At 57.1% G+C, this 21,323-nt stretch carries 17 protein-coding genes; 5 read left to right on the top strand and 12 right to left on the bottom strand.

What is annotated here, in order from left to right; all coding sequences use genetic code 11:
- Positions 1-50: 50 nt before the first annotated feature.
- The 5 genes from P8Z34_11370 to P8Z34_11350 all read right to left on the bottom strand — a co-directional run bounded on the left by P8Z34_11370 (position 51) and on the right by P8Z34_11350 (position 6,465).
- On the bottom strand, positions 51-1,274 hold the full coding sequence (locus P8Z34_11370) for a DEAD/DEAH box helicase (protein MEJ2551272.1): 1,224 nt from the start codon (positions 1,272-1,274) through the stop codon (positions 51-53).
- Positions 1,275-1,674: 400 nt separating this feature from the next.
- Positions 1,675-2,901: an ABC transporter permease subunit gene (locus P8Z34_11365; GenBank protein MEJ2551271.1), complete on the bottom strand. Its 1,227-nt coding sequence runs from the start codon at positions 2,899-2,901 to the stop codon at positions 1,675-1,677.
- Positions 2,898-3,812 carry a sugar ABC transporter permease gene (locus P8Z34_11360; GenBank protein MEJ2551270.1) on the bottom strand — a complete coding sequence of 305 codons (915 nt, stop codon included), beginning with the start codon at positions 3,810-3,812 and terminating at the stop codon, positions 2,898-2,900. The genes P8Z34_11365 and P8Z34_11360 overlap by 4 nt, the downstream gene beginning before the upstream one ends.
- Positions 3,813-3,898: 86 nt before the next feature.
- The gene (locus tag P8Z34_11355) at positions 3,899-5,269 is read right to left on the bottom strand and encodes a hypothetical protein (GenBank protein MEJ2551269.1); all 1,371 of its coding nucleotides are present in this window, start codon (positions 5,267-5,269) and stop codon (positions 3,899-3,901) included.
- Between the two features lie 179 nt (positions 5,270-5,448).
- Entirely contained in the window at positions 5,449-6,465 is a 1,017-nt protein-coding gene (locus P8Z34_11350) for a LacI family DNA-binding transcriptional regulator (GenBank protein MEJ2551268.1), read from the bottom strand.
- 181 nt (positions 6,466-6,646) lie between these two features.
- Between P8Z34_11350 and P8Z34_11345 the strand changes: the two genes are divergently transcribed.
- Positions 6,647-7,888 (top strand): glycosyltransferase, encoded by a 1,242-nt coding sequence (locus tag P8Z34_11345; GenBank protein MEJ2551267.1) that lies wholly within the window; start codon positions 6,647-6,649, stop codon positions 7,886-7,888.
- A 60-nt stretch (positions 7,889-7,948) separates the two neighbouring features.
- Here the strand turns inward: P8Z34_11345 and P8Z34_11340 are convergent, their stop codons facing one another.
- Positions 7,949-8,581: a chloramphenicol acetyltransferase gene (locus tag P8Z34_11340; GenBank protein ID MEJ2551266.1), complete on the bottom strand. Its 633-nt coding sequence runs from the start codon at positions 8,579-8,581 to the stop codon at positions 7,949-7,951.
- A gap of 192 nt (positions 8,582-8,773) precedes the next feature.
- On the opposite strand from P8Z34_11340, the gene P8Z34_11335 reads away from it, so the two are divergent.
- From P8Z34_11335 to P8Z34_11325, 3 genes are all read left to right on the top strand, one after another.
- A complete protein-coding gene (locus tag P8Z34_11335; GenBank protein MEJ2551265.1) occupies positions 8,774-9,169 on the top strand; it encodes a hypothetical protein in 396 nt (131 codons plus the stop codon).
- A 242-nt stretch (positions 9,170-9,411) separates the two neighbouring features.
- Positions 9,412-9,993, top strand: a complete 582-nt coding sequence (locus tag P8Z34_11330; protein MEJ2551264.1) for a hypothetical protein — start codon at positions 9,412-9,414, stop codon at positions 9,991-9,993.
- 22 nt (positions 9,994-10,015) lie between these two features.
- On the top strand, positions 10,016-11,488 hold the full coding sequence (locus P8Z34_11325; protein MEJ2551263.1) for a hypothetical protein: 1,473 nt from the start codon (positions 10,016-10,018) through the stop codon (positions 11,486-11,488).
- Positions 11,489-11,638: 150 nt separating this feature from the next.
- Here the strand turns inward: P8Z34_11325 and P8Z34_11320 are convergent, their stop codons facing one another.
- From P8Z34_11320 to P8Z34_11305, 4 genes are all read right to left on the bottom strand, one after another.
- Positions 11,639-12,430: a DUF3307 domain-containing protein gene (locus P8Z34_11320; protein MEJ2551262.1), complete on the bottom strand. Its 792-nt coding sequence runs from the start codon at positions 12,428-12,430 to the stop codon at positions 11,639-11,641.
- Positions 12,431-12,493: 63 nt separating this feature from the next.
- Entirely contained in the window at positions 12,494-13,219 is a 726-nt protein-coding gene (locus P8Z34_11315) for a hypothetical protein (GenBank protein ID MEJ2551261.1), read from the bottom strand.
- A gap of 398 nt (positions 13,220-13,617) precedes the next feature.
- Complete coding sequence (locus P8Z34_11310; GenBank protein MEJ2551260.1) at positions 13,618-15,288, bottom strand: right-handed parallel beta-helix repeat-containing protein; 1,671 nt, start codon at positions 15,286-15,288, stop codon at positions 13,618-13,620.
- Between the two features lie 350 nt (positions 15,289-15,638).
- Positions 15,639-16,280 (bottom strand): hypothetical protein, encoded by a 642-nt coding sequence (locus tag P8Z34_11305; GenBank protein ID MEJ2551259.1) that lies wholly within the window; start codon positions 16,278-16,280, stop codon positions 15,639-15,641.
- 343 nt (positions 16,281-16,623) lie between these two features.
- On the opposite strand from P8Z34_11305, the gene P8Z34_11300 reads away from it, so the two are divergent.
- Complete coding sequence (locus tag P8Z34_11300; GenBank protein MEJ2551258.1) at positions 16,624-20,496, top strand: ExeM/NucH family extracellular endonuclease; 3,873 nt, start codon at positions 16,624-16,626, stop codon at positions 20,494-20,496.
- A 68-nt stretch (positions 20,497-20,564) separates the two neighbouring features.
- Here P8Z34_11300 and P8Z34_11295 read toward each other — a convergent pair whose 3' ends face one another.
- On the bottom strand, positions 20,565-21,101 hold the full coding sequence (locus P8Z34_11295) for a hypothetical protein (protein ID MEJ2551257.1): 537 nt from the start codon (positions 21,099-21,101) through the stop codon (positions 20,565-20,567).
- Between the two features lie 15 nt (positions 21,102-21,116).
- The coding region (locus P8Z34_11290; protein ID MEJ2551256.1) for a hypothetical protein at positions 21,117-21,323 on the bottom strand (207 nt) is incomplete at its 5' end.

Genomic DNA, 21,323 nt, shown 5'->3' with positions numbered 1-21,323 from the left:
GGTAGATTTTCCCCTACTACTTACATAAGTGTATCTATCATTGGCCTCATTCAGCGAGCGAGTGCCTTCCAGTGCTCGTACGAGCTTTGTTTGCGGCGAGCGTTGGCCAGGAGCGTTTTCGTCGAGAGCTTGGCCCAATCCGGAGCAGGCACATCGTAATCGAAACCGGGGACGGATCTTCGCTCCAATTTCTTATCGAGCAGATATTCGATGCCGGCGACCAGCGGTTCGTCCTCGGGTGTGACCAGAGTCCAGGCCACGCCGTCCGTTTGAAGGCGCGCGGTACGTCCGATACGGTGGACGTAATTCTCGGCTTCATCCGGGACGTCATAGTTGATGACGTGGGAGATGTCCTCGATGTCCAACCCTCGGGCGGCGATGTTCGTTGCCACCAGAATGCGGGCTTTCCGCGTCCGGAAGCGCTGCAGTGCTTGCGCGCGTTTTCGCTGCTGAAAATCACCGTGCATAGCGACGACTGACGAACCGGCTTCTCGCAGCTTGCGGGTGAGGATATCAGCTTCTTGCTTGGTGCGGGTGAAAATCAGTGTGCTTTTCACTTCGGGGTCGTCCAGCAATTCGAGCAGCAGACCGATTTTCAAATGTTTGGGTACGGGGTAAAGACACTGTTGGATGGCTTGCGGAGGTTGTGCAGTGTCGATCTCGATGCGGAGCGGGTTTTTTAGGAAACGGTAGCTCAGCGATTGGATCGCTGCCGGCATGGTTGCCGAGAAGAGCATGGTCTGCCGCTCGTCCGGCATGCTTCGAACGATGGATTCAATGTCGGGCAGGAAGCCCATGTCGAGCATGCGGTCGGCTTCGTCGAGGACCAGAATCTCGAGCGCAGTAAAGCGTATGTTGCCGCGCTGCATGTGGTCCTTCAGACGCCCGGGTGTGGCCACGACCAGGTCGACTCCACGCCGTAAATACTGGGTCTGTGCTTTGATCGAAGCGCCGCCAACGATTGTGGCGATGCGAAGTGGTGTGAAACGTGCGAAACGCCGGGCCTCGTCGGCGATTTGTGACGCAAGTTCCCGAGTAGGCGCCAGAACCACCATGCGAGGTCTCTTCGATGATTGAGTCGTGAGCAGTAGATGAAGAGCGGGAAGCAGAAAGGCGACTGTCTTTCCGGTGCCGGTCTGGGCTGTGCCGAGAATGTCCCTCCGCTGTAAGGCGGCGGGGAAGGCTTGCTGCTGTACGGGTGTGGGCTGCTCGAACCCTTCTTTGCGTAAGGCGCGTTGTAACGCTGGTGTGAAATTGTATTCTTGAAAAGTCATAAGTTGTTTGATACATCCTTTATCATCGATCGGAATGCGATTAACAAAAAACCGCTCCAGACAGGGGAGCGGTATTGCGGCCGATCCAAATATCTTAAAAGTAAGTCTACCGCATGCCTCAGAAGCTGTCAAATGGGGCTCGCCCTCAGGAATTTGGCTTGAAGCTCTGGCACACATGGACATTTGCAATTGGTTATTTCACCGGCGAGAGCCAGACTGTCTACGACATCACGATCTATACGGATGCGGTTGAGAATTAATGCCGGTGCTTCCACGGAGTCCGTGGACGAAGGATCGATGGCAGGATCCTTTGCGGGCGATGAACTTCTTCCGGGTTAAAAAGGAACTGCTGCAGTCATTGCAAAAACTGCAGCAGCCGAAATCGTCGCAGGATTCCCGTTTATCCTTTTACAGACCCAGCCAGCAGCCCGCGCACAAAGTAACGCTGCAGGGCGAAGAAGACCAGCATGGGGACGATGAAGGATAGGAATGCGGCTCCCGTAAGCAGGTGCCAGTTTCCGCCGCGCGGGTCGATTAAATTGGTGATTTGAACCGTGAGCACCGGTTTATCGGAGAGGAAAATCTTCGCCACCAGAAAGTCATTCCAGATCCACAGGAATTGATAGATGCCCAGCGAAGCGATGGCGGGGACCGAAAGCGGTATCGCCATTTTCCAAAAGGCCGTCCAGTGATTGGCGCCGTCGATGTAGACGGATTCGAACACCTCGCGCGGCAGGCCTCCCAGGAAGTTGCGCATCAGGTAGATGGCGTAGGGCAGACCGAATCCGGTGTGAAAGAGCCAAATCCCCAGGAAGGAGCTCTGCAGTCCGAGGTTCGAATACAACCTGGCGATGGGCACCAGCGCCATCTGCAGGGGTACCACCTGCAGACCGACCAGGATGGCGAAAACCCAATGCCGGCCCGGGAAGTCCATCCAGGCAAAGGCGTAGGCGGCAAACGCAGCGAAAAGGATGGGAAGTATCGAGGCAGGAACGGCGACGGCGACGGTGTTGAGGAAGGCGCGGCCCATTCCTTCCGGATTGAGAAGATCGCTGGCGTTGCATTTGAATTTGGCCAACGTACTCGGCACTCCCTGTTGACAGTCCGTGAGGTAATCTCCGGTGCCTTTATACCCCACGAGCGCGTCGGCATAGTTGCGCAGGCTGAGTTTATTGATGTCGCTCTTGCCTCCGCCCGAGAGCGTGTTCATGTAGCTTATGATCGGTGCCAGTATCTGCAGCGCCTGATTGGTATCCTGGGGTAAGGTCGGATCCTGTAAATGCGGCTTTCCATTGATGTCCTGCCGCAGTGCGATCAGGAGGCGGTTCGATCTGGGATATTGGGCCACCAGGTTCGGATCGGATAAATTCGCATTTGGGATTGCGTTGCCCGATGCGCCGTGACAGGAAAGGCAGTAAGTTTCGTACTCCTTCTGTCCTTCGACGTAGGTTTTGCTTTTGGGGATGAAAACCGTCCACCACCCCGTCGTCCGAACTGCCTCGCGCGAGCGAAACGAAGTAACGAATACACCAAAGGTGGGCACGATCCAGAACACACACATAAAGATGATCGCCAGATTGACAGGCAGGCGGTTGAAGAAATGGTTCAAACGCGCAAAAGGTCTCATCGCGTCGCCTCCTGTTCTCGGAACCTGCGTACGTTGATGATCATGATCGGGATGGTGAGCAGCAGCAATATCACGGCGATGGCCATCGAACGCCCGGTGTTGGTAACGATCAACTTGAACATGCGGTTGGCGATCACTTCGGTGCCGAAGTTGCCGCCGGTCATGACGAAGACGATGTCGAAGATCTTCAGGACGATGATGACCATCGTGGTGATGACCACCGTTACCGTCGGCATGATCATGGGCAGCATGACTTTCCAGAAGACCTGCCATTCAGAAGCGCCGTCCACCCTGGCGGCTTCCAGCACCTCTTCGGGCAGCCCCTTAATCGCCGCGGACAAAATACTCATGCTGAAGCCGGCCCACAACCACACGCCCACCATCATGAGCGCCAAGTTGTTGATGCCCGCCGTGCTCAGCCAGGGCACGGGCTTGAGACCCACGGAGGTCAAAATCGCGTTGAACACCCCGATCTGCGGATTGCCGCCGGTTTCGATGTAGTACATGAAACGCCAGATAACGCCGGCGCCGATGAAGGAGATGGCCATGGGCATGAAGATAATGGATTTGACCAGTGCTTCGTAGCGCACCCGATCTGCAAGTACGGAGATTAAAAGGCCTATGGCTACGGTCGCAGGGACCATCAGCAGCAACCACAGGGCGTTGTTGCGCAGCGCCTGGACCATGTCCGGATGCGTGATGGCATAGCGGTAGTTCTCGAACACTCCCCAACAAGGCGATCCTGAGATGCAGTCCGCACTCGCGGGTAAATCTCCGCTGCGGTTGCGGAAACTCAAGTAGGTGGTGTTCAGGGTTGGGTATACAACGAAAATGAGAATGACTGCGAGCGCGGGCAGGACATACAACCAGGGCACGACCCTGCCCTGCTTCATGATTTTCGATACCGCCATTGCAGATCCACCTCCTCCACGCAGGCGTGGTATGAAAGGTGCTGAGGCGTTCGCCGCCCCAGCACCTGATTTCGGATTCCTACGGACTATTGACCCAAGGCGGTAGCTTGAGCTGCGGCTACTTTCGCCAGTGCAGTTGGAATGTCACCACCCTGGACAACGTCGATGATCGCCTGCCATTCGGTGTCACCAAACGGCGCGGGGATGGTATCACCCAGGTCCGGCGTGAAGCCGGAGGCATTCGCCAGCGCTTCCGCTTTCTTGGTCAACGCCGGGTCGGTGTATTTCCCCACTGCGGCGCTGTTGGGGGAGATGTCGAAACCCGTCTGCGCCCAAACTTCGGCACCATACGCACTCGTCAGGTAAGCGACCATGGCTTTGGTGGCCGCTGAATCGCTGAAGGCCATCATGTAATCGGCCCCACCCTGCATGCCCTTTGCGCCAGGGAAGGCGAAGAAATCGTAGTCCGTCCCGTACATGAGATCGGGATATTCCTTCTTGATCTCGTCACCCGCAAAACCGGACTGCTTGACCATCATGGCTTCCGGCGGATCAGAGAAGACCTTGTAGATGGCATCCAGGAAGGCGGTGTTCACCGTACCCGTTGCACCACCCACGGTGTATTTTGGATCCGAAGCCCACTTGTAGTAAATTTCATACGCCTGGACCACACCGGGATCGTCGTAGGGTACCGATCCATCGATGATCCCCATCACATACTGCGGACCTTGCAGTGTGAGCAGCAGGTCCTGGATGAAGTCCGATCCGGTCCAGCCCGTCGCGGCGCCGTTCTCGAAGCCCATGCTCCAGGGAATATTGCCGTCGGAAACCATCTGCTCGACCAGACCGTTCAATTCGTCGAAGGTTGTCGGCACGTCATAGCCGAAGGTCTGGAACTGCGCCGGGCTGTACCAGATGATGGACTTGATGTCCGCTTTCACCGGGACTGCCAACCACGTGCCGTTTACCGTCCCCAGATCCTTCCAGAACTGTGCGTAGTTATCGCCAGACGCACCCAGGCTCGAAAGGTCTTTAAGCTGATCCGTGTAGAGTAAAGTGGGTGCGGTCGTGGGCCAGAACAGTATATCGGGTGGGACGCTCTTGACCTTGGTGTCTAGAACGGCATCGTCACGGGTGGATTCGGCCGTGATCTGGACCCCACAAGCATCCACGAAGGGTTTGAAGATGGTATTGATCTTCTCCTCCTCCTGACCGGACCATTGATATACGACGCTCAGGGTATCGCCCGAGGCAGCGCCCATGCAGTCGATTTGCGGGCCCATTTCGGGCGCAGTTGTCTCGGTTGCGGTGGGTTCTGCCATCATCGCTTCTGTTGGGGTTGCGGTCGCAGCGGGTGGCGGCGCCACTTGTTGTGTAGGCGTCTGGGTCACGCATCCGGCCAACACCAGCCCTACTACCATCCAGAGCGAAAACCATTTTGCTAGCTTGCCTTTCATCATCCTCCTCCTATAGGTAGGAATGTCGTGTTTTCGGATATAAGATCCAAGTTGAAACCAGTTTTTCTCCAGACACCTCCTTCCTCGACTTCGGTATGTAGAAGAATCTTCGATGGTGATAGCAATCCCCTCTACGAAAATTGCTGCTTCTTTGATGATCGGGTTGTTTCGGATACGGCTCAGCAAGAGCTGCGTACGACCAGGTCTGTCTCCAGAAGTACGTTCTTCTGGCGCACTTCGTCACCAGAGATGATACGCATCAGGAGATTCGCAGCGCCCCAGCCGATGCCGTAAGCCGGCAGCCTGATCGTGGTAAGAGGCGGTTCGTTGTACACCGCCATCGGGATGTCGTCGAAGCCAATCACGGCGATGTCCTCCGGGACGCGGAGGCCGTTGCGTCTTGCGGCCCGAATGGCGCCGATGGCAACGGTATCGCTGCTGATGAAGATGGCTTTCGTGTTCGGTCGGGTTTCTACAAGTCGTTCCATCGCTTCTTCACCCGAGACGGGCGTGAAGTCTGCGATTTGTATCCGGTCCTCGATGTAGGCAAGTCCATTTTCTTCCAGCGTTTGTTGGTAGCCCTGGAAACGGGCTGAGGCAGCGGTGAAAGCCAAGGGAGCATGCACGATCATGCAGATGTCGTCGAAACCGAGATCGATGAGGTGCTGCACGGCCATGCTGGCGGCGCGCACGTTGTCGACGTCCACCGATGCGACCGGCACACCGGGCATATGTCCCTGGAGGACGATGGGTGCGTTGGTTTGTAAAAGATCGCGTAACTCTTCGTCATCTGCGCGGGGGCCGGAGAGGATGATCCCGTCTACGTGTCCGCCGCGTAGCAATCGACTGCAGCGTCGGGCGCCTGAGTCGATTTCGGTAGGTGCAAACAGCACTTCGTATCCCGCAGCGTAGACTGCATCGTGCACCCCGTGCAGCGCCTCGGGAAAGAATGCATCGGCAAAGGCTTCTTTTGGACTTTGGCGTTCGACGTAAGCGATGATGTAGCTGCGGCCTGTAACAAGTCTGCGGGCCGAAATGTTGGGGTGATAGTCGATGTCACGCGCCGCTTCGAGTACGCGCTGGCGGGTTTCCTCGCTAATGCGCATTCCCGGCACATTGTTGAGAACGAAGGAGACGGTCGTCCTGGAGACCCCTGCACGGTCTGCTACGTCTCGTGCAGTCACGCGTTTTCGCATTTGCACCCCTTGATGCTAACACGTGTTAGCAGTAATATAATTATGTCGCCCGAAAATAAAAGTGTCAAGGATACATTTCAGAATCAACGGTGTTTGAAGAAGAGGGACAAACTGCTACAAATCGTCGTTATAGATTCTATCAGAAAGGACAGCATCCTCTGTCAGACAGGGATGGTAGATCATGTTGCAGAAAGTTGAGTTATCCGAAAAACGTTTGGCCGATTACGAACCCATCGTCGGAGAGGAAGTGATCGCAGATCTACTCGAGCTCGCCCAGAATCTGCGCGGCGCACGCGTGCTGCACGTCAACGCCACGGCATTCGGTGGGGGCGTTGCGGAGATCCTGCAGACACTGATTCCCCTGATGCGCGACGTGGGACTGGACGCCGAATGGCAGGTCATCGAAGGCAGCGACGAATTCTTCGAGGTGAGTAAAGCCAGTCACAATGGGCTCCAGGGTATGGATATTTCTTTCACGCAGGAGATGAAGGAGATCTGGAGCCGGCAAAATCGCTACAACGCCGGGCATCTGGAAGGCGATTACGATTTCATCGTGGTGCACGATCCCCAGCCGGCCGGTCTGCTTCACTTCAACGAAAACGCCAGCAGCAAACACTGGATCTGGCGCTGCCATATCGACACCTCCCAGTCCAATCCGGACTTCTGGGACTTCTTCGTGCATTTCATCGCCGATTACGAGGCCCTCATCTTCACCATGCGCCAATACGTCGGCCCGGGTTTGGAAGATGCCCACCTGGCGATCATCCGCCCGACGATCGACCCGCGTTCGCCGAAGAATGCGCCCATTCCGCTGGCGGATGTAAAGCGCGTCGTCGGCGGTTTCGGCGTAGATTCAGGCCGGCCGCTCATCACCCAGGTCAGCCGCTTCGATCCCTGGAAGGATCCCCTGGGCGTGATCGACGCTTACCGCCTCGTGAAGCGGGACGTTCCCGAAGTGCAGCTTGCATTGGTAGGCTCCATGGCCGACGACGATCCCGAAGGCTGGTTTTACCTGGATCGTACGCTGCGTCACGCGGGGGAGGACGACGACATTTACGTGCTGCACAATTTCAACGGGGTCGGCGCTTTCGAGGTGGGCTGTTTTCAATACGCCTCCGACGTGGTGATCCAGAAATCGACACGTGAGGGATTCGGTCTGGTGGTTGCGGAGGCGCTGTGGAAAGCGAAGCCTGTGGTGGGCGGCAACGTGGGCGGTATCCCGCTGCAGGTGATCGACGGCGAAACCGGCTATCTCGTGGACGGTGTTCAGGCCTGCGCTGATAAGACTCTGCGCCTGCTGCAGCACCCCGACGAAGCGAAACGCATGGGCGAGGCGGGAAGGGAACACGTGCGCCGCAACTTCCTCATCACACGACACCTCAAGGATTACCTGCAGCTTTTCCGGGACCTGCAATCGGTTTAGCTGATTTCGTCCCGGGACGCCGGCAGGTAAGATGACGCCTGTTCAGTGCAATTCGTGCTGCTAGACGAATTCGGGACGGTCCAGCAGTTCCTGCACCGCGGTGTAATACCTGCCGACGTGCAGGCCGTCCATCAGAGCGTGGTGTGCCTGCACGGCCAGCGGCATTTTTAGTTTCTCCCCCTCTTCGAAGAATTTACCCCAGGCGAAACGCGGCACCGAATCGGTCGGCTGCAGGGGCATGGGGTGCTTGAAACTGGTGAAAGAGACCCAGGGGATGGCGGTCATGAAGAGCAGGTCGTCCTGGCCGGGCTCGTCTTCCAGGGTTGGCTGCGCTTTTACGGCAGCGATCCTTTCCGCCGCTCGGGCCGCAAATCCTGCGTAGTCCTCGCTGTACTTGATGGTGCAGAAGCTGAAGAGATCATCATCCGTCAAGATCGTCGGCGATGGATGGACGATCTCGTGCTCGACGACCTGCTCCCCACGGATGCGGCAGCGGAACTCGGCGATGCCGTTCGCCGCACATGCGATCAAGTAGATGATGGCTATGTTGATCGAATGCCCGGCCCGCTTGACCGACCGGTGGAATTCGGTCAGGTCTACATTGGCGCACATGCCGAAGTGCGGCTGCTCGAAACTATTGTAGAAATCGAAATGCTTGCGGCGCGACCATGAATCCATGTTGATAACTCGCATGTACGACTCCCGTGGTGGCGCAGGTTTCGAACCGCCGATGCGGTGAACGCCGATTCCACTCTACAACATCAGCGCCGCTGCGCCAAGTGAACCGGCGTCTGAACGGCGGCGGCTTGTATCAGCGTTAGAACTCCGATATGCTGGAGCGTGCGGATACCCAGGATCAGAGTCTTGCGGGGTGGAAGGAAACCCTTGACCAAGTACGAGCGTTTGCTGCATTTTCACGCCCAACCGCTTCTCGGGTTGACCGAAAGAGTGGAAGGAATCGGCTATCTCACGTCCGGTTTCATCTTCGTCAGGCATTACATCGCCGGTGTGACGGATCGGCGGCTGATCCTCGCGCAGATAACCATGGGATTTTTCGAATTGAAGGCCATCTTCTTGGGGCTCTCTGAATTGTCTTTCCAGTCTTTCGAATCGCTCGACGTCATCCAGTTTCTAACCCTGCGGAACATCACCATCCGGCTCAAATCGGGGGAGCAGTATCGCTACAGACTCAATGCGCGGTCTCGTGTGGTAAGCGATCAACATCATTTTCTCGAAACGCTCACGGATCGCTGCCACCAGTACATCTCGACGGATCGATAGGTTCGCAACATGGTTATGCCATTGTCAGTCCTGATTCGGCTTGACCGCGAATCATCCCGTGGTGTATGCTGTTGGAAATCGTTGATCAATATCTCGTACAACAAAACTGCGTCCTCATGCTTCAGCGTTCGTTTCCGGAAACGGCTGTAATTCTCTTCGTTGGAAATTCCTGCAGCGCAGTTCAGGAATTGGCGTTGGAATCTCTACGTCTTCGGTGATTCTAAGTAGAAGGAGGCCCAAGGATGCAAAAAGAGAAACCGGCATCCAGGCGGCGTGTCGTCGTCTTCCTCATCCTCGCATTGTTGGTCATTGCGGTTTTGCTCTGGATTTCCGCCTATCACCAAGTTCCCAAGATCTTCGAGGATGTTGCGGCGGAAGACATCGTGCTCGAACCGTATCCGCTCACGGATATCCAGGAACAAACGCTGCGCCAGCGCGGGCAGCCGGATGGTTTCACCATCCTCTTCTACGAGGACAACGGCGCGGATGGAGAGCTCACGGTCATGCGCCAGGAGACCTGGAGCTACTACTCGCAGAACGTGGACGTGGTTTTCCTGAACGGTGAACTCGTGCTGGAGGATCCAATGGAGTATGAGGGCACCGAGGTGTCGCCGATACCCTACCGTCCGGAGCAGTTCACGGCCTTCATGAGCCTGGAAGAAGTCATCGCCGCAGCGGGATTGGAGCAGTACCTGGTCGTCCCGCTGGAAGACGAGATCGTGGACGACGCCGAAGTGTACTACGCGCCGGAACTGACGTTCGGCCTGCAGGACGGCGAGTTGGTTTACGTGGAAGCGCTGCCGGTCGTCGCGGAGGTGGAGTGAAATGGATAGGCATAATTCTAAGATGCGCAGCTTGGTTCTCACCTCCGTCCTGATCGTGAGCCTGATCGTGGACGTGATTCCGGTCTCGGCGGCGAAGCCGGATCATTCGCTGGACGAGGCGCTGCTGCTGATGGTCAGCAGCTACGACCTTTCCTTCGAGGAAAGCGAGGAGGTCGGTGGGCAGCTCGGGTCCCGCGGATTGATGAAGACGGTGAGTTCCAGCTTTGATCCCGCCGGCGCGCCGGCCAACGAAGCCCAGCGGCTGCTGACGATGTACCAGGAACTCTGCGCCGACCTGCACGGCAACACCACCGCTGATCAATTGGCGGTGGATAAGTGCGTCACCGAGAAGGTGCTGACCAACGTGTGCGGGCCGGCAATCGAGCGCTTGAAGAAGCAGGCCGAGCAGTTGGCCCGCCGTCGGCGCAGGCGCAGCAACCCGCTGCGGCGTTTTTTCCGCCGCCTCGATCCCAGCCGCATCAACCTGAAACGCTTCGGCCGTTGGCTGTCGGAGGAAGTCATCAAGGAAGCCGTGGTGCAGATGGTCACCGGCGGTGCCGCGCTGCAGGGGAAGATGGCGCGGCGCGTGCTGCGGCAGGTGTTCTGGAAGAAGGTGCGGCGCGAAGTACGCATCGGCCTGGCGCGCGATCTCGTGCGCTCCGGGGCGAAGGCGAACATCCTCGCAGCGTTGGGGTTGCCGGAAGCGGCGAACGTGACCGTGAGCCGCGACGTGGTCGTGCAGCCGGTGGATTTCGACGCCTTCGTCCGGCAGTGCCAGCGGGAAAACCGGCAGGCAGACGCCAGCAACGACTTCAACGATCTCGTCGAAGAACAGCCGGACATCGAATCGCCAGCGGAAAGCACAGCGCAGGAGGAACCACAGACGAACGAGGCCGGTGAAGTGGTGCGCAGCCTCGATATCACCCAGTGCCAGACGCGCAGTTATTACTGGTCCGATATATTACTGCCGCGTGAAGCCTCCCATTTCTCGTATCACGACAGCACGGGCGCCGAGGACGTGGGCGACATCGCCTTTACTTTGGGCTTTGACGAAGAAGGGCTTCTGGCGGACAGCCAGATGAGCTTCCATCTCGTCGACGACGTGTGGACGGACGACGGCTCGCAGCAGTTGAGCTACGTCGATACTTGGGTCAGCGCCGACTTCAGTCGGAACCCTTTGAAACCCGTGGACACGGACGGTGCTACGTACTGGACTTATCAGGGGGAGGTGGATGTGAACTTCAAGGTGGAGGGCTGGTCGCAGTGTTCCTACGTCGCCGATCCGGAGGCGCAGACGTACGTGTTCTACAACGTGGAGACCGCGAAAACGGAGACTCACGCCGTGCCCTTCGAGCTGACCATCGAACTGCTCCCGATCGGAGAGTTGAGCTACGATGCGGAATTCTACGGCGGCTCACAGCGCAGCGACGGTTCGATTGAAATTTACCTGAACGTAGTCTGCACAGGAAGTGTGCCGCTGGATTCGAGCGAGTGAGGCTTGCTTGATCTGAGATAGGCTTACGAAGCACGAATGGATAAGCGGTGCAGACTTTCCGCACCTTACGATTTTCCTTTCTGGTTTTCGAAGATGAATAACTTACGAGAAAGGTATTGCTCGATCATCGGAGCGCAGAGTCGCGAGTGGTTACCCGACGAAACCGATATTCGACAGCAGGTAAGTTGTTAGGTAGGATACGACAATGCCGTAAAGGAAACTGTATAGAGTTCCGATTAATATATATTCAGCTTCCATCCGGTTCGAACTTACATTGATTTCTCCGAATCGAAAGACCGACTTCGCTGCGATCAGAAAGCCGATTCCGGCGGGTTGGTTTACAAGCACTAGAACGTAAATTAGTGCGCGTTCAAGGTATCCGATCGTCCTGCCGCCCTCTTCAAAACCTCTTGATGCAATATTTTGCGCTTCTTTGAGATTTTGCTTGTCTCCGTCTTTAGCCAATTTATTGAGCTGATCGAGAAAGGGTTTGACTTTGAAGCCAACAACAATTCCCCCGACGCTTACATTCAAAACCGCACCGGAAAACAGCAGGTTCCCAGCGTAATATGCTTTACCGAAGAGACCATACCAATAATTCGGGAAGGGCAGTAGGTCTCGTGAATCAATGACATATGCGAGTACCACGATTACGAATACGTGTGCCAATTGATCGAATAAAAAAGTCCGCAAGCCATCGCTCGATCGTTTCGACGTTATGTAGTCGATGATGGAATGCAGTGTAAAAATGAGTAATCCAACACTCCATGCCTGGATCGTGCCCAACAATACCCAAGAAAGAAGGCCTGCGATCAAGGCGTGTTTGAGTAAGCCTTGCGGTTGAGAATTATTCTTAACATCGTCATCAGATCGAAATAAGAAATCACCTGCAAGATGTGCACTGACCAGAGGAATGATGAGTTTGTATATTGGATGGATCATAAAACCCTCGATTTATGTACCCACATTACAAGCCTCGGGGCCTGTAATTATGTATTACAAGCTCTAATTATTGTGAATGTTCTCCCGTTGCTCTTCATCGCGCAAGATCATTGGTAAATGTGTTTCGTAGAACTCAATGGCGGAGGCAATTTTCGCCCAACCCGCTCGATCGAGATGCTGCGCAACCGCTTGTTGAGATATCCTTTTTGCGAACCAATGCCTTGCAATGGTTTCCTGCGTATAATCCAACAAAGCTCCGCAGACTGCGTTTGCTTGTTTGTCGGTCCATTCAGTAATTTTGATATCCATTAATTTCAGGATAATTTCAAAGGCTTTGGCAGTATTTGATTCGAATCGCACGGGAAAAGAAATATCCATGCGATTGGATTTATTTAACCTTTCCAACCCTTCACCGGAAAGGCGAAATGCTTCTCCATCGCCACTTGAAATATTTTCCTCGGGAATAAAATCAAGGAGTCCCAATCCGATCGATAATCTTGTGTCCAGGTGTTTCGAACTCGAACTTGCTTTAATGAGGGCTCTAAAAAAAGTGCCAATTCGTAAAGACTTAGATGAATCTGTTACCAGAAATTGCCAGCTGTCTCCCCGAAAGAATTCGGGTGGATACGGAACCGATCCGGAAAAAGAATCAACGAGCTTCTGCGAGGAAGCTTCGAGGCATTCATGCAGGTATTTGCGATCGTTTCCCTTGAATTTTGTCGAGCCGACGATATCACCCGTCAGGACTGCATAAATCTTGTCTTTATCAATCTTCATTTTCTCAGCCATCACGATCGTGTAATACAAGTTATATCACTTGTAATCTTCAAATACAAGCCTTTTTACTTGTATTGGATTGTATCACGTAACGAATCATCTCGGTGTGGAATCATGCAACACGATTCCGGCAAATTGTTGGAAATGTGAGGGAACGGAATCGTTGAAAGATGTGAGAAGATGAAGTCTCGTTAAGTGGAGAAAGGACAAGTCGAAAACGGCCATCACGAAATGAGACACTATCCTGCAAACATCTGCGGCTCCTCACGTCGATGAAACGTTGAGCTGAGATAAGTGAAGAACAACAACAAACACCTCGGTTTCACATGAGATTCAATCGCCGCCGCAGCCCAAGCTGCGGCGGCGTATATTTGTGGCGAGGGCTCATTCGTCTCCGCGCCGAACGGACGCTACGGATTGCAGCTTCCGCCGGGTACGTCGTTTGGCGTGCAGGCGCGCGGCACGCAGATCACCTGCTTGGGATCGTTGGGATCCTGCACCAGGCAGCCGACTGCCTTCTCGGGCTTCGACGTCGCCGTGGGCCGCGGCGGGACAGAGAACACGGGCAATACCGACAACTCCGTCTCGGGCGGCAGGTCCACCGAGTCGCGTTCCAGCCAGCAGTTTACACCGGGGAAACGAGGTGAATCAACGATGAGCCAATCGCCTTGCGCATCAACACCGCGCAAGCTGAGTTCGATTCCGGCACTTACGGCACTGACGACCGGATATGCAGCGCCGGGTCCCGTCCAGCACAAACCATCTTTCACGGCCTTGGCGAGAGGCAGTTCCGTTGTTGGTGTGGCGGTGATGGGAGTGGCGGGCGCCCGGAGGGCGATGGGTTCGGCGATCACGGTGGGATCGAACTCGAAAGCGCCCGCATCGCAGGCTTCACCGAAGGGGCGCTCGACGCCGCGCTGATCGCTTGGCGGGCAGTCCAGTGTGGCAGCGTCAATGGCGGCGCTGCCGGGCTGCAAGGCGTGCGTTTCGGTCGGTCCGCCGTTGTCCGCCAGCGGCTGCAGCAGCAATTCCCCTGCGGTAAAGAATCGGCAATCTTCAGACAGATTGATGCCCAGCAGAGTCGGAGTCGACGTGGGATTCCAGTAACAGTTGTAACCGTTTCCGGTAGAGATCGTGTTCTCGATTTCGGCCAGGCCTCCAGCGAGGTTGATGCCGGTTCCGGCATTGTTCGCCACGGTGACGTACAGCAGCCTCAATTCGCCGTCCTGGCTGCTGATTGCCACGTCCCCGCGATTCGAGCTGACCGTCGAGTTGCGCAAAATCAGTTCTCCGGCGTTGGTGATGCCGCGGTCCGTACTGCGGCTTATCGTGCTGTTGATCAGTTCCAGATGTCCAACGTTGGTGATGGTTGTATCGGGCAGATCGCCGGCGAGATGCAAGGGGTTGAGGATGTTGCGATCGATGGTCGTGTTTTCGACGATCATCGTTCCGCGGTTCGTAATCGCACGATCCTTGTTTTCGACCAAACGGCTTTGATCGACGGTCACACTGCCGTCGTTAATGAGCGCCTCCGCGGTCGAACCGGTTATGGTCACGTTCTGCAGAGCCGCTTCGGCGTCGGGTGCGACACGAATGCCCAGGCCGCAGTCCCGCAGAGTGACCTGGGTGATGGTGGCGGAAGCGCCCTCGGCAACATGGATGCAGGGTAAAGCACCCGTCGTGGGTCCGGAAGTCGTGATGGTGAGATCGAGGAAAGTGACATCGGCGTTGAGGGCGACGGTTCCCGTATCTGTCAGTTCAAGTATGCTCTCTGCTTCGCCCATGCCCTCGATTGCTATGATGCTGTCGATCGTCACGTCCGGCACGCTGATCGTTCCGGCGGCGAGGCGAATGATATCGCCGCCATCGACGTGCCTGGCCGCACCACTGAGCGTCAGGCAGGCGGCCTCCCAGGAGCGGCAGTCATTGGCGTCGTCACCGTCGGGCGCGACGTAATAAACACGAAAGAGTCCGGCGACGATCTCGCGCGCGGTGTCGAGCGGTCCGCAGGCCAGCACCGCCATCAACACGGCCATTATGGGCAGCAAGTAGCGTTTCATTCCCAACTGTTTCTGTCTCATCGCAAACTATCTCCACGGGCATGATTTTCACCATTGGCCTCGCAATCACCGGAGGTGTTCCGTGCGAGGGACTGTGGCAAACCCTTCGATGTACGTGACTGTAACGCAATGATGTGTGGAAATGTGACATATAAGAGCGAATATATCTATTATTATATCTTCAACCCTTCCGGAAGGAGAGAATCGTGCAGCGAGCAGCGAGGCTGGTGCAGAACTTCAAACGCGTCTCAAAACCTTTGGCGTTTGAAGTCAATGTGCTGCAACGGGTGGCAAGAGAACCGATTCGACCGTTACCCGGTCAGGATTTGGATTTGAACTGGAGGGCTATTCGTAAAGCATTTTTTGGCCGTTCAGTACGGCATTCCGGTCAGCGGCATGAATCCATACAGGCGCAGCACGAGGACGGTGATGACCAGCGACATCGCCGAACCGACGACGGTCTGCCAGACGTCGTGTCCCTTGGCGAAGAGGCGCGCCAAGGTGACCAGCGGCAGCAGCGCCAACAAAGGCGTAGCGATTAGTCCATAGAAGTAGACCAACGCGCCCACAGGGCCGGCCACACCGGCGGCGTGGCCGCTTGCTTTGTAACGCAGGATTAGATTGAAGAAGATCAAACCCAGCGTAACCATCGTGTAGGTGGCGGCGACGGCCTCGTAGATTCTGGGTGCATGCATCAGACGCAAGATCAGGAACCCAATGGGATAGCTGACGATCATGATCACGAAGCTGGCAATGCGCTGGCGTTTGATAACCTTGGGCCAATCGCGCAGCCTGCCGGGGATATAGAAGAACAAGCTGGCCAGCGGGATCAGGCAGAGAAATAGCATCGCCCAACTGAAACCGGCCACGCGGTGGGGTATTTCGATCGGCAGGTGGAAGAAGAGGAAGATGATCATCATTCCGGAAAGGATGGGCACGTTGAGCATCTGAGAGATCACTTCGCCTACGATGCGCAGGATCTTGCGAATTTGACCGTTGATGCGTTTCGCCATGTTCGGTTCTCCTCTAACGCCGTCTTCTTGCATGGATGACAACCATCTGCACATCCACTCCAATCGGGACCTATGGCTAAAGATTATATCGGATTTCCAAAGCAGCCGAATCGCAACGGCGATCCGTTGACCGTGAATCATAGAATACGTTGTTGACCTCAAGTATTGAAACCCCCTCGCGCCTGTGATAATCTTAACCCGCACAATTGAATAACGGCAACGAACGCCTCAGTTTCGGGGTAGGGGGAGCGCAGAGCAAGGTCGCGACTCACGTCGCCCGACCGAGGGGGAGGCCGGGCGGTTTCTTTATGAGAGAGCCGAATACGATTTTGAGGAGGAAATCATGTTCAAGCGCTCGGGAACCGCCGCACGATCTTTCCGCGCAGTAATGCTCAGCACCATCCTGGTACTCCTGCCCGCACTCGCCTTACAGGCGCAGTCGGCGGGCACGGCGATATTCATCAACGAGATTCACTACGACAACGTCAGTACGGACGCCGACGAAGCCGTCGAGATCGCCGGACCGGCCGGCACGGACCTGGCCGGCTGGTCTCTGGTCTTCTACAACGGCAACGGGGGTGCGCAGTACGCCGACCTCGACCTGAGCGGGCTCATTCTCGACGAGGGGGACGGCTACGGTGCACTGGCCTTCGCGCAATCCGGCATCCAGAACGGTTCGCCGGACGGCATCGCGCTGGTCGATCCGGGCGGCGCGGTGATCCAGTTCCTCAGCTACGAGGGCAGCTTTACCGCCGTCGGAGGGCCGGCCGATGGCCTCACCTCGACCGACATCGGTGTCTCCGAACCAAACGATACGCCGCTGGGTGAATCGCTGCAGCTCACGGGTGTGGGGACGATCTACGAGGACTTCGTCTGGAACGCTCCTGCGGCCAGCTCTTTCGGTGCGATCAACGTCGGGCAGTCTTTCGGCGGTACGCCGCCGACGCCCACACCCGAACCACCACCAGAGGTGGCCATCAGCGAAATCCGCATCGACCAGCCCGGCACGGATACCGATGAGTACTTCGAACTCGCCGGTGCGCCGGGTACTTCGCTCGACGGGCTGACCTACCTGGTGATCGGAGACAGCACCGCAGGCGCAAGCGGCGTGATCGAAAACGTCACCGACCTGAGCGGTGCGGTAATTCCCGCTTCGGGCTACTTCGTCGCCGCCGAAGACACCTTCTCGCTGGGCACGGCCGATCTGGTCACGAGCCTGAATTTCGAGAACGATGATAACGTCACGCACCTGCTGGTGCAGGGCTTCACGGGATCGAACGGCGAGGATCTCGATACGAACGACGACGGCATTCTTGACGTCACTCCCTGGACGGCGCAGGTCGACCTGATCGCCCTGATCAAGGAAGACAATCCACCGACCGATACCGAATACCATTATGGTCCGCCCACCGTGGGACCGGACGGTTCCTACGTGCCCGGCTTGGCCTTCGTCTGCCCTAGTGGCTGGACGATCGGCGCCTTCGATCCCCTAGATGGGGAGGACACCCCTGGCGCGGCGAATCACTGCGTCGTGCCGCCGCCGGACGTTCTGATCAGCGAGATTCGCATCGACCAGGACGGCACGGACACCGACGAATTCTTCGAGTTGGTCGGTCCTCCGGGAGCCTCACTCGACGGCCTGACCTACCTTGTGATCGGGGACAGCACCTCGGGTGGCAGCGGCGTGATCGAGAACGTCACCGACCTCAACGGGTCGACGATCCCCGCCTCGGGCTACTTTGTCGCCGCCGAGAGCACGTTCACGCTGGGCACAGCCGATCTGGTCGCTTCTTTGAACTTCGAAAACAGCGACAACGTCACGCACCTGCTGGTGCAGGGCTTCACGGGATCGAACGGCGAGGATCTCGATACGAACGACGACGGTGTGCTCGACTTCACTCCCTGGTCGGCGATCGTCGATCTGATCGCCCTGATCGAGGAAGAGAATCCGCCGACGGGGACCGAATACAGTTACGGGCCGCCCACCGTGGGGCCGGACGGTTCTTACGTACCCGGCTACGTCTTCCGCTGTGAGGACGGCTTCCGCATCGGACCGTTCACCGTCGGCGGGGAAACACCCGGCGCGGCGAACAACTGCTTCTTCGGGTTCTGCGGCGATGACGCCACCCCCATTCACGCCATTCAGGGCACTGGAGACACCAGCCCGCTGGTCGGGCAGGTGGTCGTGGCTGAAGGTGTGGTCGTAGGCGATTTCCAGGGCTACGACGGCCTGGGCGGTTTCTTCCTGCAGGAGGAAACGGCCGACGAAGACGCTGATCCTGCCACTTCGGAGGGCATCTTCGTTTACGACGGCAGCTTCGGGGTCGACGTGGCTTATGGTGATGTAGTCCGCCTGCAGGCAGGGGTCAGCGAATACTACGGCCTGACCGAGTTGAGCGGCGTGAACAATCTGATAATCTGCAGCACGGGCTACGAACCGCAGCCGACGGCGTTCAACCTGCCGGCGGCGAATATGGATGACTTCGAACGCCGGGAAGGCATGCTGGTTACCTTCCCGCAGACGCTGACCGTTACGGGAAATTACACGCAGGGCCGCTACGGTGAGGTCGATCTCTCCGCCGATGGCCGGCTGTACACGCCGACCAACGTGACCCTGCCGGGCGAGGCGGCCGACGCGCTGCAGCAACAAAACAACCTGCGCTTGATCCAGCTGGACGACGGCAGCTCGGTCGAGAATCCGCTGCCCTTGCCGCCGTATCTGATCGACGGCACCACGCTGCGCGCCGGCGACACGGTCAGCGGCTTGACCGGCGCCCTGGGTTACGCCTACAGCCGCTACGAAATTCAACCCGTGCAGCCGGTCGAATTGGCGGTCGGCAACGCGCGTCCGCTCACTGCACCGGACACGGGAGGCCGCCTGACCGTGGCCAGCTTCAACGTGCTGAATTACTTCACCACGATCGACGAGGGCAATCCGATCTGCGGTCCGGAAGAGAATCAAGACTGCCGCGGTGCGGACAGCGTGGAGGAGTTCGTCCGCCAGCGGGACAAGATCGTGAGCGCCATCGCCGCAATGGATGCAGACGTGGTCGGGCTGATCGAGTTGGAGAACAACGCCTCCGCGTCCCTTGCGGATCTGGTTGCCGGTTTGAATGACGTCGTGGGCACCGGCACCTACGCCTACGTGGACACCGGCACGATCGGCTCGGATGCCATCAAGGTCGGTTTCCTGTATCAACCGGCCAGCGTGACGCCCATCGGGGAATTCGCGCTGCTGGATTCCTCCGTCGATCCGGGTTTCAACGACGAACGCAACCGTCCGGCGCTGGCGCAGACTTTCGCCGAAAATCTCAGCGGGGAGAGCTTCACCGTGGTGGTCAACCACCTCAAGTCCAAGGGTTCCGCTTGTGACGACATCGGTGATCCGGACACCGGCGACGGCCAGGGCAACTGCAACCTGACCCGCACCAGCGCCGCCATCGCGCTGGCCAACTGGCTGGCGAGCGATCCGACCGGCAGCGGCGATCCCGATTTCATCATCATGGGCGATTTGAACTCCTACGCCATGGAGGATCCCATCGCAGCGCTGCAGTCGGCGGGTTACACGGACATGGTGAACCTGTTCGAGGGTTCGCTGGCGTATTCCTACGTCTTCGACGGACAGGCGGGCTACCTCGACCATGCGCTGGCGAACGGTAATCTGGCGCCCCAGGTGACGGACGTGGCCATCTGGCACATCAACGCCGACGAACCGGCCGCTCTGGATTACAACGACTACAATCAGCCGGACCTGTATGCGCCCGATCCGTTCCGCGCTTCCGATCACGATCCGGTGATGGTGGGCTTGAATCTGATCCCGCAATGCGGCGGGGAGAATGCCACGATCTACGTAGATTTCAACGGCATGATCGTCGGCGGACCGCAAGATGGGCAGGCCTACCACTTCTTGATCCGCGGCACCTCCGGCGATGACGTCATCGTGGGCACGGATGGGGACGACCTGATCCTCGGCGGTGCGGGGAACGATATCGTCTGTGGACTGGGCGGCAACGATTTGCTGCTCGGCCAGAAAGGCGACGATCAGCTCTTTGGCGGCGCGGGTTACGATCTGCTCGTCGGAGGCCTGGGGGACGACCTGATCGACGCCGGCGCGGATCGCGATCTGCTCAACGGCGGACACGGGTACGACGTCTGCCTGGGCGGCAGCGGGAGAGACCGCGCCGTACTCTGTGAGGAAAAGCAGGACATTCCGTAGTGGAAAACGCTGCGTAGTCGAAGAATATCCTGGCCAACCACTACCGACAAAGGTTGGCCAGGATTGATTTAACCGAAATACTTGAGACCGAGGTAAATGCCGATGAAGGACACAATTAGGATCTTTAGCACCCAGGCCTGCAAATTGATCTGCCAGTCCGTATACCTGGCGGGATAGGGTTTCGTTTCCGTCATGGTGCGTTCCAGTGAGAGACTCACCCGCAGGGCTTGGGTCAGCAGCACGACCCCTGCGATGCAGCCCCAGATGATCAGCAGTTTACCAGTCGCCAGATTGTCGAAGAACGAGATATCCGGATTTGTGGCTGCTCCTTCGATTACAAGGATCAACCCTGCGGTAAAGAAGCCGCCAATTATGGCATATACGAGTGAGTGGAAGATGAAATTGATCTTCCGCCCTTTGCTCATATGCGCCCACTCTTGCAGGCCAGATTCGTAGACTGTATCGCATTTGGTACAGACGAACTCGGCGGGTCCCAATCCGCTGCGCATGGGAAAGAGACCAAACCAGGCCAGGCCCAGTTTCACCATGCGATTGCAGGAAGGGCAGCAAAGCATGTATCCGCCGTACGTGTGCGTCGTAGCCATTTCAGATTCTGTCCATCACGGCGGCGGCACCATCCAGCCTTCAACCTTCATGGCCGCTTCTCCGGTAATGTCGTAGGCCACACTGGCTTCGAGATCCACGATTTTGAATGTATCCAGACCATCGATATTTTGATTGATGGCAATCTGGCGTCCATCGGGAGACCAGATCGGTGTTCGGTATCCGCTGATGCAGTACTGGGTCACCTCGCCGCTGGCCACATC

This window comes from Anaerolineales bacterium (assembly GCA_037382465.1).
Taxonomy (GTDB): Bacteria; Chloroflexota; Anaerolineae; order Anaerolineales; family E44-bin32; genus WVZH01.
This window is presented reverse-complemented; position numbering and strand designations above follow the sequence as displayed.